General features: G+C 60.3%; 14 protein-coding genes and 1 tRNA gene. 3 read left to right on the top strand and 12 right to left on the bottom strand.

Features of this window, described 5'->3' with window-relative positions:
- Positions 1-63: 63 nt before the first annotated feature.
- Positions 64-828, bottom strand: a complete 765-nt coding sequence (locus tag ACX80X_RS06055; RefSeq protein WP_459311489.1) for a sigma factor — start codon at positions 826-828, stop codon at positions 64-66.
- A 178-nt stretch (positions 829-1006) separates the two neighbouring features.
- Here ACX80X_RS06055 and ACX80X_RS06050 point away from each other — a divergent pair, with 178 nt between their 5' ends.
- Positions 1007-1330 (top strand): ArsR/SmtB family transcription factor, encoded by a 324-nt coding sequence (locus ACX80X_RS06050; protein ID WP_459309550.1) that lies wholly within the window; start codon positions 1007-1009, stop codon positions 1328-1330.
- On the opposite strand, the gene ACX80X_RS06045 is transcribed toward ACX80X_RS06050, so the two are convergent.
- Entirely contained in the window at positions 1284-1799 is a 516-nt protein-coding gene (locus ACX80X_RS06045) for a hypothetical protein (RefSeq protein WP_459309548.1), read from the bottom strand. The two genes, ACX80X_RS06050 and ACX80X_RS06045, sit on opposite strands and share 47 nt — an antisense overlap.
- 223 nt (positions 1800-2022) lie before the next feature.
- Here ACX80X_RS06045 and ACX80X_RS06040 point away from each other — a divergent pair, with 223 nt between their 5' ends.
- Positions 2023-2346, top strand: a complete 324-nt coding sequence (locus ACX80X_RS06040) for a winged helix-turn-helix domain-containing protein (RefSeq protein WP_459309547.1) — start codon at positions 2023-2025, stop codon at positions 2344-2346.
- A gap of 80 nt (positions 2347-2426) precedes the next feature.
- Here ACX80X_RS06040 and ACX80X_RS06035 read toward each other — a convergent pair whose 3' ends face one another.
- The 7 genes from ACX80X_RS06035 to ACX80X_RS06005 form a co-directional block, all read right to left on the bottom strand.
- Positions 2427-3449, bottom strand: coding sequence for a PfkB family carbohydrate kinase (locus ACX80X_RS06035; protein WP_459309546.1), 1023 nt, complete (start codon positions 3447-3449; stop codon positions 2427-2429).
- A 4-nt stretch (positions 3450-3453) separates the two neighbouring features.
- Positions 3454-5301: a hypothetical protein gene (locus ACX80X_RS06030; RefSeq protein ID WP_459309545.1), complete on the bottom strand. Its 1848-nt coding sequence runs from the start codon at positions 5299-5301 to the stop codon at positions 3454-3456.
- A gap of 30 nt (positions 5302-5331) precedes the next feature.
- Positions 5332-6429: a hypothetical protein gene (locus ACX80X_RS06025; protein ID WP_459309543.1), complete on the bottom strand. Its 1098-nt coding sequence runs from the start codon at positions 6427-6429 to the stop codon at positions 5332-5334.
- Positions 6417-8411, bottom strand: coding sequence for an ORC-CDC6 family AAA ATPase (locus tag ACX80X_RS06020; RefSeq protein ID WP_459309541.1), 1995 nt, complete (start codon positions 8409-8411; stop codon positions 6417-6419). Before ACX80X_RS06020 ends, ACX80X_RS06025 begins: the two co-directional genes overlap by 13 nt.
- 53 nt (positions 8412-8464) lie before the next feature.
- Entirely contained in the window at positions 8465-9580 is a 1116-nt protein-coding gene (locus ACX80X_RS06015; protein WP_459309540.1) for a phosphoribosyltransferase-like protein, read from the bottom strand.
- 575 nt (positions 9581-10155) lie between these two features.
- The gene (locus ACX80X_RS06010; protein WP_459309539.1) at positions 10156-11286 is read right to left on the bottom strand and encodes a tyrosine-type recombinase/integrase; all 1131 of its coding nucleotides are present in this window, start codon (positions 11284-11286) and stop codon (positions 10156-10158) included.
- Between the two features lie 88 nt (positions 11287-11374).
- A tRNA-Leu gene (locus ACX80X_RS06005) sits at positions 11375-11456 on the bottom strand.
- 204 nt (positions 11457-11660) lie between these two features.
- Here ACX80X_RS06005 and ACX80X_RS06000 point away from each other — a divergent pair.
- Positions 11661-12266, top strand: coding sequence for an ANTAR domain-containing response regulator (locus ACX80X_RS06000; protein WP_056345656.1), 606 nt, complete (start codon positions 11661-11663; stop codon positions 12264-12266).
- A gap of 117 nt (positions 12267-12383) precedes the next feature.
- Here ACX80X_RS06000 and pyk read toward each other — a convergent pair whose 3' ends face one another.
- From pyk to gltB, 3 genes are all read right to left on the bottom strand, one after another.
- Positions 12384-13868: a pyruvate kinase gene (pyk, locus tag ACX80X_RS05995; protein ID WP_252600223.1), complete on the bottom strand. Its 1485-nt coding sequence runs from the start codon at positions 13866-13868 to the stop codon at positions 12384-12386.
- A gap of 71 nt (positions 13869-13939) precedes the next feature.
- Positions 13940-15397: a glutamate synthase subunit beta gene (locus ACX80X_RS05990; protein ID WP_252600222.1), complete on the bottom strand. Its 1458-nt coding sequence runs from the start codon at positions 15395-15397 to the stop codon at positions 13940-13942.
- Positions 15390-20000: a glutamate synthase large subunit gene (gltB, locus tag ACX80X_RS05985; protein ID WP_252609190.1), complete on the bottom strand. Its 4611-nt coding sequence runs from the start codon at positions 19998-20000 to the stop codon at positions 15390-15392. Before gltB ends, ACX80X_RS05990 begins: the two co-directional genes overlap by 8 nt.
- Positions 20001-20224: the final 224 nt, after the last annotated feature.

Genomic DNA, 20224 nt, shown 5'->3' with positions numbered 1-20224 from the left:
AAAACTGGACTAGACATAATGATTAGATTCCTGGTTCTCGCCCCACGCGATCAAGCGGACTTGCTATGACCCAGTGGCACCGTTCCAGCCTGACACGTAGGGCCTGCGCAGCTCAAGGCGGACTACCCTCTGCGCGATCTGTTGCTGCAAGGGAGTGGGCAGACATCGCGCGGCAAATGACGCTGCGTCCCCGATGTCGCGGCCCTCGGCGTCAACAGCCGCCAGCGCCTGCCTCACCGTGATCGCCATCTGCCGGACCAACACGAGTTGCCGGTAGGCTCGGCGGTCGTTGGGCGAGCCGGGAGTTCGCGAGTCGTCCGCGAGTAGAAGCGACATCGCTGTACCCCACACAACGTCGCCAACAAAGTGCCTCGTTGCCTGAAGGACGCTGAGGGCCCACTCCCTCTCGGCCACGCCTTCTGGACCAAAAACCTCGTGCTGACAACCGACGTTTCGCTCGTCGTTATCCCCCGGATCGATCAGAAGCGGCAGAGATTCTTTTGAACGCGCTTTGGCTGTGTAAGCCGAGCAAACGTGGGCCGCGATCCCCTGAACCCAGGCGCCAAATCGCACGCCGGGTATCTGCCTGTAATGGCCATCATGCACTCCTCTCCAGACTGCAATGCGGATGTCTTGAAGGGCATCATCAAGCTCGCAGGCACGTCCCGCCCGGGACAACCGCGATGCGACATACCGTGAGACTTCGTTGATTGATGATGTCATCTGCTCCATCGAAACGTTGCCCACTTGAAAATCAGATTCAGTCCGGCTGGCTTCGCCTGCTTCGACTGGGGTGTTGGCTGAAGAGGCCAAATATGTTGCGCTCATGACGGCTCCCAGGACAGGGAAATTCAGAGAAATTATGGATGCGTGAGCTCGTCCCTGTCAGAGATCGGGGCCGATCCGCTTGGATGCAAAGATTACTTTAACTATTCTCAGCACTCACTAAAGTAGTGTCAAGAGCGCAACGCTGGAGATTCGGGACATATCAGACAAGAATGAAGTCATGCCCAGGATCACTCAGCCCGAAGACGAAGCCTGGTCACCCGACGTGGAGGCGGCCATCGCAACCTTCGGCAACAGGTCCCGAAATGAGATCCTGCGCTTCCTAACCGCGAACGGCCCCGCGACGCGGGGTGACATTGTTGACGCCGTAAGCGCCACCGAGCCCAGCGTCGCCAAACACTTGCTCGCTCTCGAAGAAACTGGCGTAGTAAAGGCCGACGTCGAGCCAGGGCGACGACATGGCCGCTCGCCGCGTTACTCAGTAGATGGCGCGCGCGTCAAGGCTCTATTGGCAGCCCATCTGGACTATCTTCTGAACCGCTAGCTGCGGACGACTCGCCGGTCGGGTGCCTAGCGATATCTTCGTTGAGGTATTCGGTGATGGCTCGCAGAGTCTCCGGGGAAACGTCCCCAAGTGTTCGCGCCGCAAAGGTCTTAACCCTGGCGGCGCGCAGGGACTTCACAAATTCCAACTGCGCATCTATGCGTTCAGGAACTTCCGCCCCGTCGCTACCCAGGAGGTAACTCGGGTCGACATCGAATAGTTCGGATAAGGCAGTAAGCAATTCGGGGTCGGAAACCATTCGCCCTGTGCCGTCCTTCATGTAGAACCACCTCGCGCGGGATAGGCTCACCCCACGTTTGGCCAGGGCTTCGCTGACTTCACGGTAAGTGAACGGCGTTCCGCGCTCGGCGACGACGACGTCCAGAAGGAGGTTCAGTTTTCGGGCGAGCTCCGCCTGCGGCGTACGATTTCCGCCGTTGGCATTTCGTGCAACCTCGTTTGCGTCCACTTGTCGCCGTTCTGATGACCCGATTGCCTGCCCCCAACAGCTATCCATGTGAGATCAGCGTCGTTGGTACCAGTATTGCTTTCGGCGCGTGACCCAACAAGGTTTGTGGGTCAGTCACGATTTAGCGTCTAGCCAACTTCTCTGCCGAGGCGTAGATTGTGGTCATTGCAGACGGGTCTACACCCCTTCCATTCTTTCCTTGATTCACTCGGACGTGGCAGCGATGACGAACCTCCTCATGAATAAAACGCGGAGTCGGCTCCTGCACTTCCTCAGCAAGAGTGGACCGTCGACCAGCAAGCAGATTTCCACGGGCTCCGGACTGAGCCTGAGCACAGTCCAGCGGCAGCTGGCGCTCCTTAGACAAGGCGGTTTCGTGGACCTATTGCGAGTCGGCGGTCCTCGAAGCAGTTCTTATGCGTACGCCAACAACACTGCGCGGATCATTATCGAACAGAGCAAAGAGACGTTGAATGCCGTCTGTTTGGGAACCACTTGCGAGCAGCCAGAGACGCGGGATCCGACTGGTTTCAGGCGCTGCCGATAAAAGCCCTAACCTGGTTCTTCGCCGCTAACTGTGTACCTACCAACGGCGACAGCAATGGGCTACAGAATTGCATCAACCAATTAGGTTGTCACCATTGGTGTCACCGGCCCGAAGAAAGCCGACTCGGCAGACTCACGTACCACTCGAGGGCAGGCCAACCGCTCGAAGTCCGCAGGGTCGAACATTGCTGGAGGCTCTGGATAGACACCCTCCCAACTGCAAGCCATCGCCCCGAGAACTTGTCCATTCGTGACCGCCCGAGCAACTCCTTCCGGGCAGGCATACGCCGGAACGCCAGATGCAGGGAAGAGTTCATCTACTAGTCCTGCCGTCGTCCAATCACCGGCGCCAGCGGAGTCAACTTTGGTAGTGATGGGCTGAGGGGGCATATGCTGCCAGGTCTTTGCTTCAGAAAAACGGACCTGTGCACCGTTCGCACCGAGTGTCTCAACCAATATGGCCCTAGTACCCACCAAGCGGTCCTTGAACGCCGGCGCACGTTCAGAACTGAACTTTACGAGGTGTGCTGCTTCAATGGCCCGATCGAATAAATGAGGGCGCCCGAGTCCCGATGGCTCAAATACTACGAAAGTGCCCTGGTGAGCCCACTCGTCCGCAAGGGCAAGAGTGAAGAGGCTGACTCTATCGAACAAAAACACATCGGGCGCCGCGACTTCATCAACCAGCGAACTTGCGACGTCCTTTGGAGTAGGCCGATGTTTGGCAAACGAAGTTGCACAAATCGGGCAGCGGAATCGCCAAACATGATCTCCCCGATGTTCTTCCTGGAGAACGACTGGAGTCGTCCAGGCACTCTCTAGCCGAAGGTGTTGCACCCCCACACCATCGGTCTCAAGTGCGGACTTGAGGAATTGACCTGCAGGATCGCTTCCTATAGTCCCAACGAGTTGAGTGTTCCAGCCCATAGTTTGGAGGACACGAGCAACGTTGGTGGCCGTCCCTCCGGGCGACGCACTAAGTGCATCCCCAAGTTTGATGTCAACTGTTGTAAAGCCGCTACTGACGAACGTGCGAGTGCGCGGAATTTGGTCTGCAGACTTGGACCGGCGTTGGCTCCCAGCTGGGGAGTGATCATCTTTCATCAGTTCAATGATCGCTGTTCTTGAGCAATAGATACAGTCCGCCCCGGCGTGAAACCAATTTGTTCAGGGTTTCCATCAGCGCTTGAGGGCCGCTTGAACCGAAGTCTGCGACGTTCCAGCACCGGGTAGGGTCGGCCGAGCAAGCATCCACCGATACAGTCATCGTGTCGGCACCAAGAAGTGCAAAGTCGTTCCCGCCCGGCTGGCCTTGGTCACCGATGGCCAACGTCTGGCCGTGCCGAGCAACAAAATCAGCGAAGACCTTTTCTTTCCCAAACTTCTCGTCGATGATATCAACGCTGTGTCCGCTCGACGCCACGTGCAAGCACTCACCATCGCTGATCTCAACGACGGAGACGACGAGTTCGCGGAGAGTAGCCGCCGTCATCTCAGGCCTATCGCTCGTCACTGTGACTTGCGAGGGCCTAATCCGAAGGTTGATGAGTTTGCGTTCCGCGAATGGTCGTAGCCGCTCCTGAAGTCGCTCCGACCAAAACGGAGCCGGATTCCTGGTCTCTTGCAGTTCGTCGCTGAGTTCAAGTCGCCACGCACCGTTATGAAGGCCCAGAGAAATCAGATGCCAGAACTCCCGAGGCACCCACTTACGAAGGTCCTCGTGCAAACTCCCGCCCCTCCCAGAAGCGAAAGCCAATGGCAGTCCAGCAGCGAGGAGCCGCGTCAATGCCTCTTGAACGGGTGCTTCAGGTAGGTCGAACCTGCCAGCAGTGGACACACACGTTCCGTCGTAGTCAAGGACAATCGCTTGGACTGGCCGACGGCGTAGACCCTGGGACCAATCAGCGTATGCCGATGAATAAAGCTCGACGGCCGCCTCGGTCGCAAATCCAAAACCTGCAGCTTGCACTTTTCGCAGAATGGGGCCTGCTTGTTTGGCAGGATACAAGCGTTTGAAAGGAAGGTGGTACAGGTTACGTCCGAAGGATGGGACACGAGGCTTACTTGGCTCGATACTCTGCATCGATGCCACGGCAATAGGTAGAGCCATTGCCGCGGCAAGAAGATCCAGCGCTGCAGCAGCACCGCTGAGCGGAGTCTCAATTTTGTGGATCTCCACCAGCTCGGGCAGCGTGCCAAGTGTCTTGGCAGCGAGGCCGGCCGACGCGGGACTCACAAGCGCCACGACGGTGGTCGAATCGGACCTGCGTTCCAATCCCACGTGCCTACCATGGGCGAGGTTCCTGTAGTCCGCCACCTGCACGGTCATCAATCCAAGCTCATGCATGCGCGTTTCAATGTCTCCTGCTGCGGCCCGCCCCTCTTGGGCATGGAGCACCAGCAAGCGATCGCCACGCGTTGCTGGCACAGGCGAGTCGATGCTAGGCAGCCGCTGCGGAAGGGACTCTCCGTACATCCGAGTGACGACAGTAGCCATGATCAAGACGCTACGTGTAGCGAGAAAGCCATCATTGCCTTGCCCGGGCACCGTCACGACAGTCACTCCGGGTTCGGTCATGGGCGACTCGAGATCCAATTGCTCTCTCTGGGTAACTACGACAATGGGAATCCCTAGAGCTAGCGCGTGAGTAATGGCCAGACCTGTATCAGGGTGCTTCGCACGAGCCGAGAAGATTATCAGCGCGGCGTTCGCCGTCCTCCCTGCAAGTTCTACAAATCGCAGCGGCGTAACAGCGAGTGCAAATTTTCCAGTGACCCGATGGTGGAGATCTGCAGCGTGCTCCGCCACTGGCATCGTGCCACCACTTCCAACAGCAAATAGCGGACGGCCGCGAACGCGTTCAAAGGCCCAGTTGAGCTTCTTGGCCTCCGGATGCGTCAGCGCTGCTTCATAGGCGTCGTGGAGGCCCTCGACCTCATCAGCGTACTTGGCCATGGATGACGTCCTTTCTCATGCTTAATAGATTCACGCGTAAGGCCGGCCTGTGAGCCAGGCAGTGTATATCCAAGGCTTACGGTCCTCAGGTTCGGATCCGCTTAGGCGATACGCCATCGGGCGCACATGGCCAATGACGAGACTCGCTTCGTGGGCGGCGAGAAGCACACCAAGGCTTAAGATCTTGCTCGTGTGCTCGCTGACGACAATTGTTGCTCCACCCAGAGGGGCTAGCGCCGTCCTGTAACGATCCGCAAGCCATACTAATTGGCGATATAAATCGAAAGGGTTTGTCTCCGATGCGTACAAAACGTTCCGGGGTTCGAATTGAAGTTCATCGATGAGCAATACTCGATGCTCGAGAATGAGTTCATCGCCCCTCCTAGGATTCCGCGACGGGAATGGGACTACTGGACAAACTTCATGTGGATCCAAAAGAGTTGTAAGCGCTCGTAACTCCTCTCCCGCACCGGCGCCCAATACCGGAACCCAAATACAGGTCGTGGAAACGTCGGGGAGACGTTCGAAGCCAGCTAGCGTTCCAGGGGCGTCAAGTCCACTAGCCATGATCCTTGAGTCGGTGGAGACGTCTTCAGACACGGTTACCAAGAGGTTGCCTTCGAACCTTTTGTTGTCTCTAACGTCGGGCAGAGACTGCTGGAGGAACAGCTGGAGAACGGTGAACGAAATCGAAGATGGCAGGCCGCTCATGTCGACGATCACTGTGTCGAAATCCAACACCTGATGCTGTGCTTGAAGCCGACGACTAAGAACGGTCCCGGTCGTGTTTGGGTCGAGTACTTGCGGAGAGTCAACGACCGTGAGCCGATCACCGAACAGCTTGCTCAGCTCCGCTTCGTTGTCGTGGGCAGCCCCTTCAGCGGCGTCGTGTTCGCCGCCCACACTTGGTTTCAGAGCTAGGACCGTTAGCTGCTCCCATTCGATTGAAGCAACACGACGCGGTGTGTCCAGGGTCCTTGGGTCGAATCCGGCGCCGCAGATGAGAAGAATCTTCTCGCCGTCCTGGCACGCCTCGGTCCAAAGTCGTTCACTGTTTTCAGTATCATCAGCGAACACATAGTCGTACCAACGTAGTTTTGCAAAGCCGGCCACGTTCACCTGGGCCATCCTTCTAGACTGTTGAGTGGAGTAGTCGGGTCCGGCGCAGGCCGGTCCGCGCTTACCCTGCGAGCCAAATCAAGTTTCTGTGACAGTTTCGCTATCGGTTGCTCGCGAAATCCACCTCTCTGGAGGGGGAGATCGAAATGCGGACACAAAAGGCGGTTTAGGTAGAAAACCGACCACTTCTGGCCCTTGGCGCTAGTCGCTTCTGGCGACATCTCCAAGAGGTTGTTGGCAACCGCCGAAGCTAATGCGCGCGACAGGCGTTCGTACCTGGCGTATGTAACACTGTCGCTCTTGATTTCGAAAAGGAAACTCCGCTCATGTAAAGCAATGGCCGTACCCGTCACACCTGGGGCGTACGGAGCTGTGGCGCGAAAGGTTTCCGTCCGGCTGTTATCGGCGATTGTATGCAGCAAGGCGAGGACGTCAGGACCATGTGCGACGCGTCGCACGACGGCTTCCCACAACAACTTGCTAGAGCGTCTCACGCGTTGGTCCTGCTCGGCTGTGCTCAGGTAGGCGCCAGTGCGTCGACGCTGTGTGACCGCGGACATCATGAGCTCGAACATGTCCCCTCCCAAGCTCAGATACTGTTCGACATTTCGACTTGAAAGGTCCGCAAGCACATCGCAACCTACGTAGTAAGGCAATGTGTGCTCATTCGCCAAGAACAACCGTGCAGCGGACTTAGTGCCTGACGAAGCCATGCGCGTCGCCTGTTCAGACTCAAGTTCGTAGTCAAAGAGAGCCGGGGGTGAACGCTTTATGTCACGTTCGATTAGGATCTGAAGCTCACGCCAGTCGTAGGCAGCTTCGAGCCGGTCTAGGCCCACCTGCCTATCCTCAGCGGCCGCCATCCAACTGCGATACTGCGGATTGGCGTCCACTAGAGCTCGGACGTCGGCGATGACGCTGTTGAAAACCTCAAGCTTACGTATCGGCTCGATTTCCTCGGCTGATCGCAGGAGCGAAGTAAATTGTTCGTGGACGCCCAAAGAAGCTAGATGTAATTGGGCGCGGCTATTCGCAATTCCACCCAGAATTCGCTCTAGCCGCGGGGAGTGTCCGCCTTTCGAACCAGCACTGAGTTCGTCTTCGAGTGCGACTAATTGGTAGTCCCGACCATTGGTGGAACCCGTAAGAAGCTCGTGGTCAGGCACAGCTTCCTTGCGTTCCGCAATCCAACGCCCCAGATTGTTAGTTCGATCCAGCAGCTGCCCATATAACGCCTCGCGCTGTTCCTCTTCGAGGTCGTGAACATCGTCAAAGAGGACGACCGGTCTATAGGCGACCGTATGACCATCTACTTCGATGTCGCAGTTGCCAAGGAACGGAAGCGAGTACAGCCTGGAGTGCCCGACTTCGGACTCCCACTCGACTGGTAATAGTGAATCCAATAAAGTTAGGACACTTCGCTCTTTGGTCCGCACAACTCTCAATAAGGCGTCCGCGTAATATCCATCGCTGTCTATCGAATGGAGCGAATCATCAAAAGTCGAAGCGCCAATCTGGCTCAGTGCTTCCTTGGCCGATTCGCCGCCAGATCCTGAACGGGGCACGAATCGAATACGCTTTGCATCATCGGGAAACCTCAGATCATTGGCCAAAGCAACAGCCTCAATAGCGCGGGCTATTATTCGAGCGTCCAGGAGTTTGAAGAATACTTTATGATTCCCAGCGCCTTTGGGGCCGAGGTCGATGAGCGACCTATAGTCCTTTCCCACATTGACCATTACGCCCAGCACACGCAAAGATCCTTTATGAATCACTTCTAGTTCCTCAAGTGCCACGCGTAACGCCTTAATGGCATCCTCGGGGTTATCGATACCAACTATTGCCGTAAGTGATTCGGGCGTCAGAAGGCGAAGGATCGAGGTTTTGCCAGCGCCCGGCGCGCTTCTGAGGACGACCAATCTGTTCCAAGCGCTCTCGGCCGGGGGCAGTACCTCCAACATGCCGACGCTGAACGTCCTGATAAAGCCCATGTGATCACGCTGTTGCTCCGTGTAGCGTAAACGAAAGGGGTTACCTACGACCACTATGGCCTGCCCGGGTGGTGGCGTTCATGGCGAGGAAACACGCCAATCCATTGACGGGCAGAATCGCTATTCCCGCTACTTTCGATGGATTCGTCCTTCCAAAGTATCGGCGGGGAGTTGTTCGGGGCATTGTGATGGATCACCAGAGGCAGGGCGCTTCCCCCAAATCCGTGGGACAAGTCGCCGCCAAGCCCAGAGTGCTCGTTGTCCCACGATTCGCGAAAGTAGTCTGAGCATAGCTTCCAAAATTCTTTATCAGCGTCTTCCGTCAGTGGGAAGTCATCGTCGAATGTGTGCGCTGCAATCAACGACACCTCCGGTTCGGTAAAGCCTGCCTCGTTCATCCGTGCGGTCAATTGGGACTTAGCTTGCTTAGTAAGCAGATAGAGCAAAACGATTACTCGCGCATCGTCTGCTACTACGCCACGCGACTTGAGATCAGCCACGTGGCTGATTATCTTGGGCAATTTGCCCTTCCATCCATCGACCCCAGGTCTGAGCATCGTCATTCCGCTACCAGAAAAATCATCAACAACTATCACGGAGCTGAATTTCGCTTCGCCAAGCCAACCCATGGACGTGAGCGCAGCAGCGAGCTTCGAACTCATATCATCGGCCTTTTCTTTATCGACGGTTGAGACCAAATGGAACTGTTCGGTAGAGAGAAGACTGGCGCGACGCAGCTTATCCAATCGGGCCCCATCGCTCATGCCCAGAACTAGCGTTTGGCGTTGAAGTGCCAAGAATTCTGGTGAGCTAGCGATCTTCCTAACAGCCCATGAAGGCTCGCCTAACATATTCGCGGCGATCCGGAGCAGCCTCGGTCGCAGCATGTCTTTATATACGGTCGAGACCAGATGATCGAGTTCTGTGGCTGAAATGTAGGCAAGGCGATGCAACACAAAGTCAAGGGCGGTCTCACGGTCACTTGGGTTGAATTCACTGAGCCACACGGCCAGCGATTCGATGAACCGAACTCCCGGTGTGTATCCGCCATAGTCGTCATACTTGATGTCCGCCAAAGTGCGGAGCCGCTGCGTCACGTCGCTCAATCGCGTGAGATCCTTGATCCCCGTAACCTCTGCCAGCAACTGTTCAGCAAGAAGCGCCTTCATTCAACTCCCCCACGATGGACTTATGGCGACAAACCGATTCGCGTCGTTACACCGTACCTCAGCACGACTTCGAGACTTCATATCACCCGTTCGCAAGCAGGCGTGCGCGGGTCGGAGACACGCAGATCCGTCGACGAGACATCGGGCACCTATGGAGGTGCCTGCTCCTAATTCGCAGATATGACCCTGAATACGGTTTTCTGCGCTGCTCGGCGAATCCGCTGCCGATCATGTCAAAGCAGGTCCATCATCGATGAACTTCCAAGCGAACTACGCCACCTAGGAGTTCCAATGGACCTGGAGTTTTACGAGCCGGCGGAAGCGGCAGCCCTCATGCATTGCACTGAGGCGTGGTTGCGGGAAGGGGCCGCGAACGGTCGCTTCCCGCATGTTTGTTGGGGGAAGGGAAAGATCGTCTTCACGTCGGAGCACATCGGGGAGATCGCCCGCCTCCGGGAGGTCCCGGTTCATGCCGGGTCGTCCCCTCAGGAACGACTGATCGGAACCAGAGCGCGGCGGCGTCTCGCGCCGGTCGGATACCAGCAACCCAGATCACAACAGGGATGACGCAAGTGTCAGCGCACGAACCCCGTGATCGCGCGCTCCGTGGCGTCCGCAGCATCCTGAAGGGCCTGCGGCATCAAGTGCCCATACACCTGCTCCGTCGTTCTCGTTGATGCGTGCCCCAGCCGCCTTGAGACGGTGAAGAGCGATACACCATCCTGAATCAGCCAGGAAGCATGTGTGTGGCGCAGGTCGTGAATCCTGGGCGACTTCTTCAGCCCGAGGGCCTGCGCCGCTTCCACCGCAGGCACCCAGTAGTGGTGCCAATACAGCTTGTGAACAATACGCTCGCCTTTGGGCGTGGTGAACAGCAGTTCTGAGCCAGGCCGACTGGCAACCAAGGGAATCAGGATTTCGACCAGACGCGGATTAAGCGAGACCGTCCTCTTGCCGGCACCCGTCTTTGTCGCGCCGATGTAGTACTCGGAGTCAACACCACGCTTCCATGCCTTGTTGATCCGCATAGTGGCCGGCTTGGACATCAGGTCTACGTCGGCAACAGTCACCGCTGTTGCTTCACCAAAGCGCGTGCCCGTCATGACCAAGAATTCAGTGAATGCCTTGTATCGCTCCCCCATGCCCTCCAGAATCAGGCCGAATTCGCCGTGCGTCAGGAATCTGGCCTCATCCTCTGCTTTTTCGCCTGATGGGAGTTGGACCCCTCGGCACGGATTGTCCTTCCGGTAGCCGAGCCGGATGGCCGTCTCCATGGCCGCGAAGATCAGGCCATGGTTGTTCTTGATGGTTTTGGGAGACCTGCCTTTGGACTGCATCGATTTGATCCAGTAAGTCAGGTGCCGGTAGTCAAGCTTGTCCACTGGGATATGCCCAATGACGTCGGCGATGTGCAGCTTCAACATGGTCTGATACGTGTGCACTGTGCCGACGGAGGGCCGAACAAGAAGGTCGAGGTGCTCTTGAATCACGGCCGCCACGGTGGGCGCTTTGGATTGGTTCGCAAGCATCGCGTGCTGGGCAATCTCAAATGATTGGTTGTTGGCGTCGAGGAGGCGCTTAAGCGTGAGGGCCTCAGCCGAAGTGGCGAGGGTGATCCCCTCTTGCTTTCGCGTCTCGGGGTTCCGCCAGCGGACCGTATAGGACGTGGATCCGTCCGATTTTTTTCGTTCCCAAATGCTGGCCATACCCAAAATTCTAGGCTTCGTGTGCACAGAAATCGAGTTTTTGTGCACACTCAGAGGCCTAAAACCCCTCTGACCTGCGGAAACACTGTGCCCGAGGTGGGACTCGAACCCACACACCTTTCGATACCGCATTTTGAGTGCGGCGCGTCTGCCAATTCCGCCACTCGGGCGCGGAATACGCTGTGCAAACCGGTACGCCCACAGCTGATTGTGAGCAACGCGATCGCTTCACGTACGCGGAATTACTCTACATGCAGATAGGCTGAATTCCAGAATCGCGCCGCTGACGCCGCAATAGACCATGCAGATCAAACTACGGCCGCGGGCGCACCTAAGATGGTGATGTTCCCGCCGTACCTTTCCAAGGAGATCCCGTGACTGAACAAACGGAGTCAAAACCCACGTCCCAGCCGGCGCGCCGCGTCATTGTGGCCGAGGATGAAACCCTCATCCGACTCGACATCATCGAGATCCTGCGCGGCGAAGGCTATGACGTGGTGGGCGAAGCAGACAACGGCGAGAAGGCCGTGCAGCTCGCCGAGGAACTCAAGCCGGACCTCGTCCTGATGGACGTCAAGATGCCGATTATGGATGGCATCACCGCAGCCGAGAAGATCGTCAAGGCCCGCATCGCCCCCGTGGTCCTTTTGACGGCTTTCAGCCAGAAGGAACTTGTGGAGCGCGCCCGCGATGCCGGCGCCATGGCCTACGTGGTCAAGCCCTTCACCCCGGCCGACCTCATCCCGGCCCTGGAAATTGCGCTCTCCCGCCACGAGGAAATCAAGGCCCTCGAAAGCGAAGTATCGGACCTGCAGGAGCAGTTCGCCACCCGCAAGCTCGTCGAGCGCGCCAAGAGCCTGCTGACCACCAAGATGGGCCTGACGGAGCCGGAGGCTTTCCGCTGGATCCAGAAGACCTCCATGGACCGCCGCCTCAGCATGCGCGAGGTTGCCGAAACCATTATCAACCAGGTCAACTAAAAGATTCTGGATTGAGCCTGTCGGGATTTCGACAAGCTCAATCACCGGACAAGCACAATCACCGGAGCAAAGAAAAGGACCCCTGCCAAACTGGCAGGGGTCCTTCCTTTTAGGTTGCTATGCCGTTGGCCAGGGGCCGAGCTTCTCCCTGGGGGCACCTTCGCCGGCGTCGCCCAGGCTGCCGGCGTCTGCAAAGTCGCCCACCCTGTGCGCCTTCAGCGAGTTGGTGGAACCAGCCTTTCCGGGAGGGGACCCGGCGGCAATGATCACCAGGTCACCGTCTTCGACGAGTTTCATTTCGAGCAGGCTGCGGTCAACCTGCGCGGTCATCTCGTCAGTATGGCCCACCATGGGAACCAGCACCGGCTGGATGCCCCAGGTCAGCGCCAGCTGGTTCCACACGTGCTCCAACGGAGTGAACGCGAATACCGGCCTGATGGGGCGCAGACGCGACAGGCGGCGCGCGGAGTCGCCGGACTGGGTGAATGTACAGATGTACTTTGCATCCAGCTGGTCGGCGATTTCGACGGCGGCGCGGGTGATGGCGCCGCCACGGGTCTTGGGCTTGGTGCCCAGCGGCGGAACGCGTTCCAGGCCGTGGACCTCGGTGGATTCGATGATCCTGGCCATGACCTTGACGGTTTCGATCGGGTACTTGCCCACGCTGGTCTCGCCGGAGAGCATAACGGCGTCTGCACCGTCGAGCACGGCGTTGGCGCAGTCGGAGGCCTCTGCACGGGTGGGGCGCGGGTTGTCGATCATGGATTCGAGGACCTGCGTGGCCACGATGACCGGCTTCGCCCAGCGGCGTGCCAGTTCGATGGCGCGCTTCTGCACGATCGGCACTTCCTCGAGCGGAAGTTCCACCCCGAGGTCGCCACGGGCCACCATGATGGCGTCAAAGGCGTCAATGATCTCGTGGAGCTGGTCCACTGCCTGCGGCTTTTCGATCTTGGCGATGACCGGCACACGGCGGCCTTCTTCGTCCATGATCTCGTGCACACGGGTGATGTCCGAGGCGTCGCGAACGAACGACAGTGCAACCATGTCAACACCGCGGCGCATGGCCCAGCGGAGATCGTCCTCATCTTTTTCACTCAGCGCCGGCACGTTGACCGCAACGCCGGGAAGGTTGATGCCCTTGTTGTTGGACACCATCCCGCCGACGGTTACCTCTGTAACGACTTTGACGTCGTCGACCTCGATCGCCCGCAGGGCCACCTTGCCGTCGTCGATCAGCAGGGCATCCCCCACGTTGACGTCCTCGGTGAGGCTCTTCAGCGTGGTGGAGCAGATCTCCTTGGTGCCCGGAACGTCTTCGGTGGTGATGGTGAAGATGTCACCCTCGGCGAGGGCGTGCGGGCCGTCCACGAAGCGCCCAAGACGGATCTTGGGGCCCTGCAGGTCAGCCATAATGGCCACAGGCTTGCTCAGCTGGGCTGCTGCCTTGCGGACATTCTCGTAGGTGTTGTCATGCACGGTGTAGTCACCGTGACTCATGTTCATCCGGGCAACATCCACACCGGCTTCCAACACCGCGAGGGTGTTCTCAAAGCTGGCAATTGCCGGGCCAAAAGTGGCCACAATCTTAGCGCGTCTCATATACCTACCCTAGTAGCGTCCTGCATTGGTTAAGTTGTTGTGGAGGTTAATCCGCGGCGAACTGACGGCTGTCAGAGAACCGCGATGGCCCGGTCCGTCGGAGCCACCGGCGCCGGCAGGATGGTGCTGCCCATGAGGAACTTGTCCACGGCGGCCGCACAGGCCCGGCCCTCAGCGATGGCCCATACGATAAGCGACTGCCCGCGTCCGGCGTCGCCGGCCACGAAGATGCCCTCCGTGTTGGTCATGTAGTACCCGTCGCGGGTCACGTTGCCGCGCCCGTCGAATTCGGCGCTGACCTGCTCGGTGATGCCAGCAGGCTCGGCTCCGGTGAAGCCCAGCGACAGGAAGACCAGGTCCGCCGGGATGATCCGTTCGGTGCCGGCCTTCGGGAGCCGCTTACCGTCAACGAATTCCGTTTCGGCAACCTTGACGCCGGTAAGCTTGCCGTTCTCGCCGACAAACTCCACGGTGGAGGCGAGGTACGTGCGTTCGCCGCCTTCCTCGTGGGCGCTGGCCATTTCGAACAGGGTGGGGAACGTGGGCCAGGGCTGGTGCCCGGCGCGTTCGGCCGGCGGCTGTTTGCCGATGGCCAGGGTGGTCACGGATGCGGCTCCATGGCGGTGCGCAGTACCGAGGCAGTCAGCACCGGTATCGCCGCCGCCCAGGATCACCACGTGCTTGCCCTTGGCGTGGATCTGGTTCTCCACCGTCTCCCCCGCGACAACGCGGTTGGCCGGCACCAGGTAATCCATGGCAAAGTGCACGCCTTCGAAGTCACGGCCCGGGATGGGCAGGTCCCGCGGGACGGTGGCGCCGGTGGCAACCACGACGGCGTCGTAGCGGCGTCGCAGCTGCTCCCACGTCACGTCGGTACCCACAGCGACGCCGGTGCGGAAGCGGGTGCCTTCCGCCTTCATCTGCTCAACGCGGCGGTCCACCTGCTCCTTTTCCATCTTGAAGTCGGGGATGCCGTAGCGGAGGAGGCCGCCGATCTTGTCGTCACGCTCGTACACCGCAACGGTGTGCCCCACCCGGGTCAGCTGCTGCGCCACGGCCAGGCCGGCAGGCCCGGAGCCGACGACGGCAACGGTCTTTCCGGTCAGTCGCGTCGGAGGCAGCGGGTTAACCCAGCCGTTTTCGAACGCTTCGTCGATGATGGACACTTCAACCTGCTTGATGGTGACCGCAGGCTGGTTGATCCCCAGCACACAGGACGCCTCACACGGCGCCGGGCAAAGCCGGCCGGTCCACTCGGGGAAGTTGTTGGTGGCGTGCAGCCGCTCAATCGCTTCCTCGCCCTTGTCCCGCCAGGTGAGATCGTTCCACTCGGGGATGAGGTTGCCCAGCGGGCAGCCCTGGTGGCAGAACGGCACGCCGCAGTCCATGCAGCGGCCGGCCTGGGCCTTCAGGACACCCTTTTCCTGGGCCTCATAGACTTCCTTCCAGTCCATGATGCGGACCGGAACGGGGCGGCGCGGCTGGGTTTCACGCTGGCGTACTTTAAGAAATCCGCGTGGATCAGCCACCGGTCACCTCCAGGATTCGAGCCCATACTTCTTCGCCATCAGGGTCAAGGCCCTCTTCAATGGCGTCCAGACGGGTTTGCAGGACTGCCGCGTAATCGCGCGGCAGCACTTTGGTAATGCGGGCAGCAGTATCGTCGAAGTTCTCCAGCAACCGCGCCGCGTGGAGCGATTCCGTTTCCTCGACATGCTTCACCAGCAGGCCGTGGACAATGTCCCTGTCTTCGGCGTCGAGTTCAACGAGCTGGAGTTCGCCGGACTGCAGGGCGTCCTTGTTGACCTGGGTGGTCTGCAGGTCCAGCACGTAGGCGGTACCGCCGGACATTCCGGCGCCGAAGTTGCGTCCGGTGCGGCCGATGATCAGCGTCTGCCCGCCGGTCATGTACTCGCAGCCGTGGTCGCCGATGCCTTCGACAACTGCGGTGGCTCCGGAGTTGCGGACCATGAAGCGTTCGCCCACCTGGCCGCGCAGGAACATCTCGCCGCTGGTGGCACCGTAGCCGATCACGTTGCCGGCAATGACGTTGCTTTCGGCCTTGAACACGTTGGTGCGGTCCGGCCGGACGATGATCCGCCCGCCGGAAAGGCCCTTGCCCACGTAGTCGTTCGAGTCACCGAAGAGGCGCAGCGTGATGCCGGCGGGCAGGAAGGCGCCCAGCGACTGTCCCGCGGTACCGGTCAGGGTGATGTCGATGGTGTCCGGCGCCAGCACGTCCGTGCTGAACGTCTTGGTCACCGTGTGGCCAAGCATGGTGCCCACGGAGCGGTCCGTGTTAATCACGTCCACCGCGATCTTCACGGGGCTGCGGTCAGTCAGCGCTTCCGTGGCCATGGTGATCAGCCGCTGGTCAAAGTGCTTGTCCAGTTCGTGGTTCTGCGAGGTCATGTTGCGCAGCGGAGCGTCGTCGTCGAACTCGAGTCCGTGCAGGATCGGGTCCAGGTCCAGGCCGTCGGCCTTCCAGTGGTTGATCGCTTCGCGGGCATCCAGCACCTCGGCGTGGCCGATCGCCTCCTCGATGCTCCGGAAGCCGAGTTCCGCGAGGATCTCGCGGACTTCCTCGGCCAGGAATTCGAAGAAGTTGACCACAAATTCGGGCTTGCCGGTGAAGCGGGCCCGCAGTTCGGGGTTCTGCGTTGCGACGCCCACCGGGCAGGTATCCAGGTGGCAGACGCGCATCATGATGCAGCCTTCCACCACCAGAGGGGCGGTGGCGAAACCGAATTCCTCGCCGCCGAGCAGCGCGGCGATAACGACGTCGCGGCCGGTCTTGAGCTGGCCGTCCACCTGGACCACTACACGGTCGCGCAGGCCGTTGAGCATCAGCGTCTGCTGCGTCTCCGCGAGCCCCAGCTCCCACGGCACACCCGCATGCTTGAGCGAGTTCAGCGGGGACGCGCCGGTCCCTCCGTCGTGGCCGGAGACCAGTACGACGTCGGCCTTCGCTTTGGTGACACCCGACGCCACAGTGCCGATCCCCACTTCGGAGACGAGCTTGACGTGCACACGGGCCGAGGGGTTGGCGCGCTTCGCATCATAGATGAGCTGCGCGAGGTCCTCGATCGAGTAGATGTCGTGGTGCGGGGGCGGTGAAATCAGGCCGACGCCGGGCGTCGAGTGGCGCGTCCGGGCAACCCATGGGTACACCTTCTGCGCCATCAGCTGGCCGCCCTCGCCGGGCTTGGCACCCTGGGCCATCTTGATCTGGATGTCGTCAGCGTTGGTCAGGTACAGGCTGGTGACGCCGAACCGGCCCGACGCGATTTGCTTGACGGCAGAACGGCGCTTCGGGTCCAGCAGGCGGTCCACGTCCTCGCCGCCTTCACCGGTGTTGGACTTCCCGCCCAACTGGTTCATGGCGATCGCGAGGGTCTCGTGGGCTTCCTTGGAGATGGACCCGTAGCTCATGGCGCCGGTGGAGAAACGCTTCACAACGCTGGAGACGGGCTCCACTTCCTCCAACGGAACAGCGGGACGGTCGTTCTTGAACTTGAGCAGCCCGCGCAGGGTCATCAGGTTCTCGGACTGGTCATCCACGCCCTTGGTGTACGCCTTGAAAATGTCGTAGCGGCGCTCACGCGTGGCGTGCTGGAGGCGGAAGACGGTCTCCGGGTTGAACAGGTGCGGCTCGCCGTCGCGGCGCCACTGGTACTCGCCGCCGCCCAGGAGCGGGCGGTGCGGCAATTCGATGCCGCCTTCCGGGTAGGCCATCTGGTGCCGCGCCGAAACTTCGGCGGCGATAACGTCCAGGCCCACGCCGCCCAGCTGGGAGTGCGTGCCGGCGAAGAACTCGTCCACCAGTTCCTGTCCGAGGCCCAGGGCCTCGAACGTCTGCGCACCGGTGTAGGACGCAACAGTGGAGATGCCCATCTTGGACATGATCTTCAGGACGCCCTTGCCGAGGCCCTTGATCAGGTTGTAGACGCCGTCCTGCGGGGTAACCCCAACAACGTCACCGGCGGTGATCAGCTGCTCCACGGATTCCATGGCCAGGTACGGGTTCACGGCGGAGGCGCCGTAGCCGATCAGGACAGCCACGTGGTGCGTCTCGCGGACGTCGCCGGCCTCGACCACCAGGGCGGTCTTGGTGCGGTTGGCGCTGCGCAGCAGGTGATGGTGCACGGCGCTGACCAGGAGCAGCGAAGGAATCGGCGCCCACTGCGCGTTCGAGTCACGGTCGGACAGCACAACGTACTGCACGCCGCGGTTGATCGCGCCGGACACCTGCTCGCAGATCTCGGTGAGCCGGGCACGCAGGGCGTTCTCGCCACCTTCGGGGCGGTAGAGGCCACGGACCTTCATGGCCACGCGGTCGCCGTCGGGCGTTTCGATGTTGGCGATCTTGGCGAGCTGGTCGTTGTTGATCACGGGAAACGGCAGCATGACCTGCGGCTGGCGGACCTGCTTGGTGTCCAAGAGGTTGCCGTTCGGGCCGATGGCGCACGTCAGCGACGTGACCAGCTCTTCACGGATGGCGTCCAGCGGCGGGTTGGTGACCTGCGCGAAGGACTGCACAAAGTAGTCAAAGAGCAGCCGGGGACGCTTGGAGAGCACTGCAATCGGGGTGTCGGAGCCCATGGCACCCAGCGGCTCGGCGCCGGTGCGGGCCATCGGGCCGAGCAGGATCTTGAGCTCTTCGGTGGTGTACCCGAAGGTCCGCTGGCGGATGTTGACGGACGCGGCGGTGTGAACCACGTGTTCGCGCTCGGGGAGGTCCTTGAGGTCGATCAGGTTGTCCTTGACCCACTCGGCCCAAGGGTTCGCGGCAGCGACCTCGGCTTTGACCTCTTCGTCGTCGATGATGCGGCCGGCGTCGGTGTCCACGAGGAACATTTTGCCCGGGGAAACCCGGCCCTTCTTGACCACCTTGGAGGGTTCGACGTCGATCACGCCCACCTCGGACGCGAAGATGATCAGCCCGTCTTCGGTGATCCAGTAGCGTCCGGGGCGCAGGCCGTTGCGGTCCAGGGTGGCGCCGACGAGGTTGCCGTCGGTGAAGGAGACGGCCGCGGGGCCGTCCCACGGTTCCATGAGCAGGGAGTGGTATTCGTAGAACGCCCGCCGTGCCGGATCCATGGTGGCGTGGTTTTCCCAGGCCTCGGGGATCATCATCATGATCGAGTGCGTGATGGGGCGGCCGGAGAGCCACAGCAGCTCGGCGACTTCGTCGAAGGACGCGGAGTCTGACGCGCCGGGGGTGCAGATGGGGTACAGCTCTTCCGGGGAGTCACCCAGCAGTGGGTTGGCGAGCTGGGACTGACGGGCGCGCATCCAGTTCCGGTTGCCCTTGACGGTGTTGATTTCACCGTTGTGGGCGATGGTGCGGAACGGCTGGGCCAGCGGCCAGGACGGGAACGTGTTGGTGGAGAAGCGCGAGTGGACGATCGCCAGCTTGGTCTTGAAACGCTTGTCCGAGAGATCGGGGTAGAACGGCTCCAGCTGGGCCGTGGTGAGCATGCCCTTGTAGACGATGGTGCGCGAGGACAGTGACGGGAAGTACACGCCGAACTTGTTCTGGGCACGCTTGCGGATCCGCCAGGCGCGTGAGTCGAGCTCGTTGCGGTCCAGTTCCTCGCCGGTTGCCGAGGCAAGGAAGGGCTGTGAGAAGTAGGGCATGCAGGCGCGGGCCATGGCGCCCACGAGGTCTGCGACGATGGGCACTTCTCGCCAGCCGAGCACGGTCAGGCCTTCATCGGCGGCAAGACCTTCAATGCCGGCCTTGGCGGCGTCGGCTTCGCGCTGCTCGGCAGGCAGGAAGGCGGTACCCGCAACAAACTGGCCCGGTGCGGGGAGTTCGAATTCTGTGACGGCGCGGAAGAACTCGTCCGGGATCTGCATCAGCAGGCCGGCGCCGTCACCGGTTCCCTCGTCGGCACCCACAGCACCGCGGTGCTCCAGGTTGCGGAGCGCGGTCAGCGCGGCGTCGACAATGTCGTAGCCGGGCTCGCCGCGGAGCGTGGCGATGATCGCCAGGCCACAGGCGTCTTTTTCGTTCTCTGGGTTGTACAGACCCCGGGCCTCGGGCAGCGCGGCAAAGCGCTTGAACGGGGAGACGGGGCCCTGCGATCCTATTTTTTCGGACCAACGTGGGCTATGAAGATGGGTCATTGAAGACGTCCTTCCTCGAGATCGTGCGTATGGAAGGGACACCGTTGGCCCGCCTTGTAAGCGCCGATGTGATGGGCACAACAAAGTGTTATTTACTGGAAATTGTAGGCCAGACCGGCCTGCTGAACGAAGAGTTACGCAGGCCCGTGACCCGGACTTGACCGGCCAGCTGCTGTCTGCTGGCCGGATGGGCCCTGTTGCCACGACGCTGTGGTATGTGGGCG

This window comes from Pseudarthrobacter sp. MDT3-1 (assembly GCF_054510755.1).
The sequence above is the reverse complement of the archived record's forward strand: the minus strand, read 5'-3'. Positions and strand labels throughout refer to the sequence as shown.

What these genes read in the sequence shown, in the direction of transcription:
- pyk (WP_252600223.1), bottom strand. Translation starts at nt 13,868, where the DNA reads ATGAGACGCGCTAAGATTGTGGCCACTTTTGGCCCGGCAATTGCCAGC.
- ACX80X_RS06055 (WP_459311489.1), bottom strand. Translation starts at nt 828, where the DNA reads ATGAGCGCAACATATTTGGCCTCTTCAGCCAACACCCCAGTCGAAGCA.
- gltB (WP_252609190.1), bottom strand. Translation starts at nt 20,000, where the DNA reads ATGACCCATCTTCATAGCCCACGTTGGTCCGAAAAAATAGGATCGCAG.
- ACX80X_RS06030 (WP_459309545.1), bottom strand. Translation starts at nt 5,301, where the DNA reads ATGGCCAAGTACGCTGATGAGGTCGAGGGCCTCCACGACGCCTATGAA.
- ACX80X_RS06010 (WP_459309539.1), bottom strand. Translation starts at nt 11,286, where the DNA reads ATGGCCAGCATTTGGGAACGAAAAAAATCGGACGGATCCACGTCCTAT.
- ACX80X_RS06025 (WP_459309543.1), bottom strand. Translation starts at nt 6,429, where the DNA reads ATGGCCCAGGTGAACGTGGCCGGCTTTGCAAAACTACGTTGGTACGAC.
- ACX80X_RS06050 (WP_459309550.1), top strand. Translation starts at nt 1,007, where the DNA reads ATGCCCAGGATCACTCAGCCCGAAGACGAAGCCTGGTCACCCGACGTG.
- ACX80X_RS06020 (WP_459309541.1), bottom strand. Translation starts at nt 8,411, where the DNA reads ATGGGCTTTATCAGGACGTTCAGCGTCGGCATGTTGGAGGTACTGCCC.
- ACX80X_RS06040 (WP_459309547.1), top strand. Translation starts at nt 2,023, where the DNA reads ATGACGAACCTCCTCATGAATAAAACGCGGAGTCGGCTCCTGCACTTC.
- ACX80X_RS06015 (WP_459309540.1), bottom strand. Translation starts at nt 9,580, where the DNA reads ATGAAGGCGCTTCTTGCTGAACAGTTGCTGGCAGAGGTTACGGGGATC.
- ACX80X_RS06035 (WP_459309546.1), bottom strand. Translation starts at nt 3,449, where the DNA reads ATGAAAGATGATCACTCCCCAGCTGGGAGCCAACGCCGGTCCAAGTCT.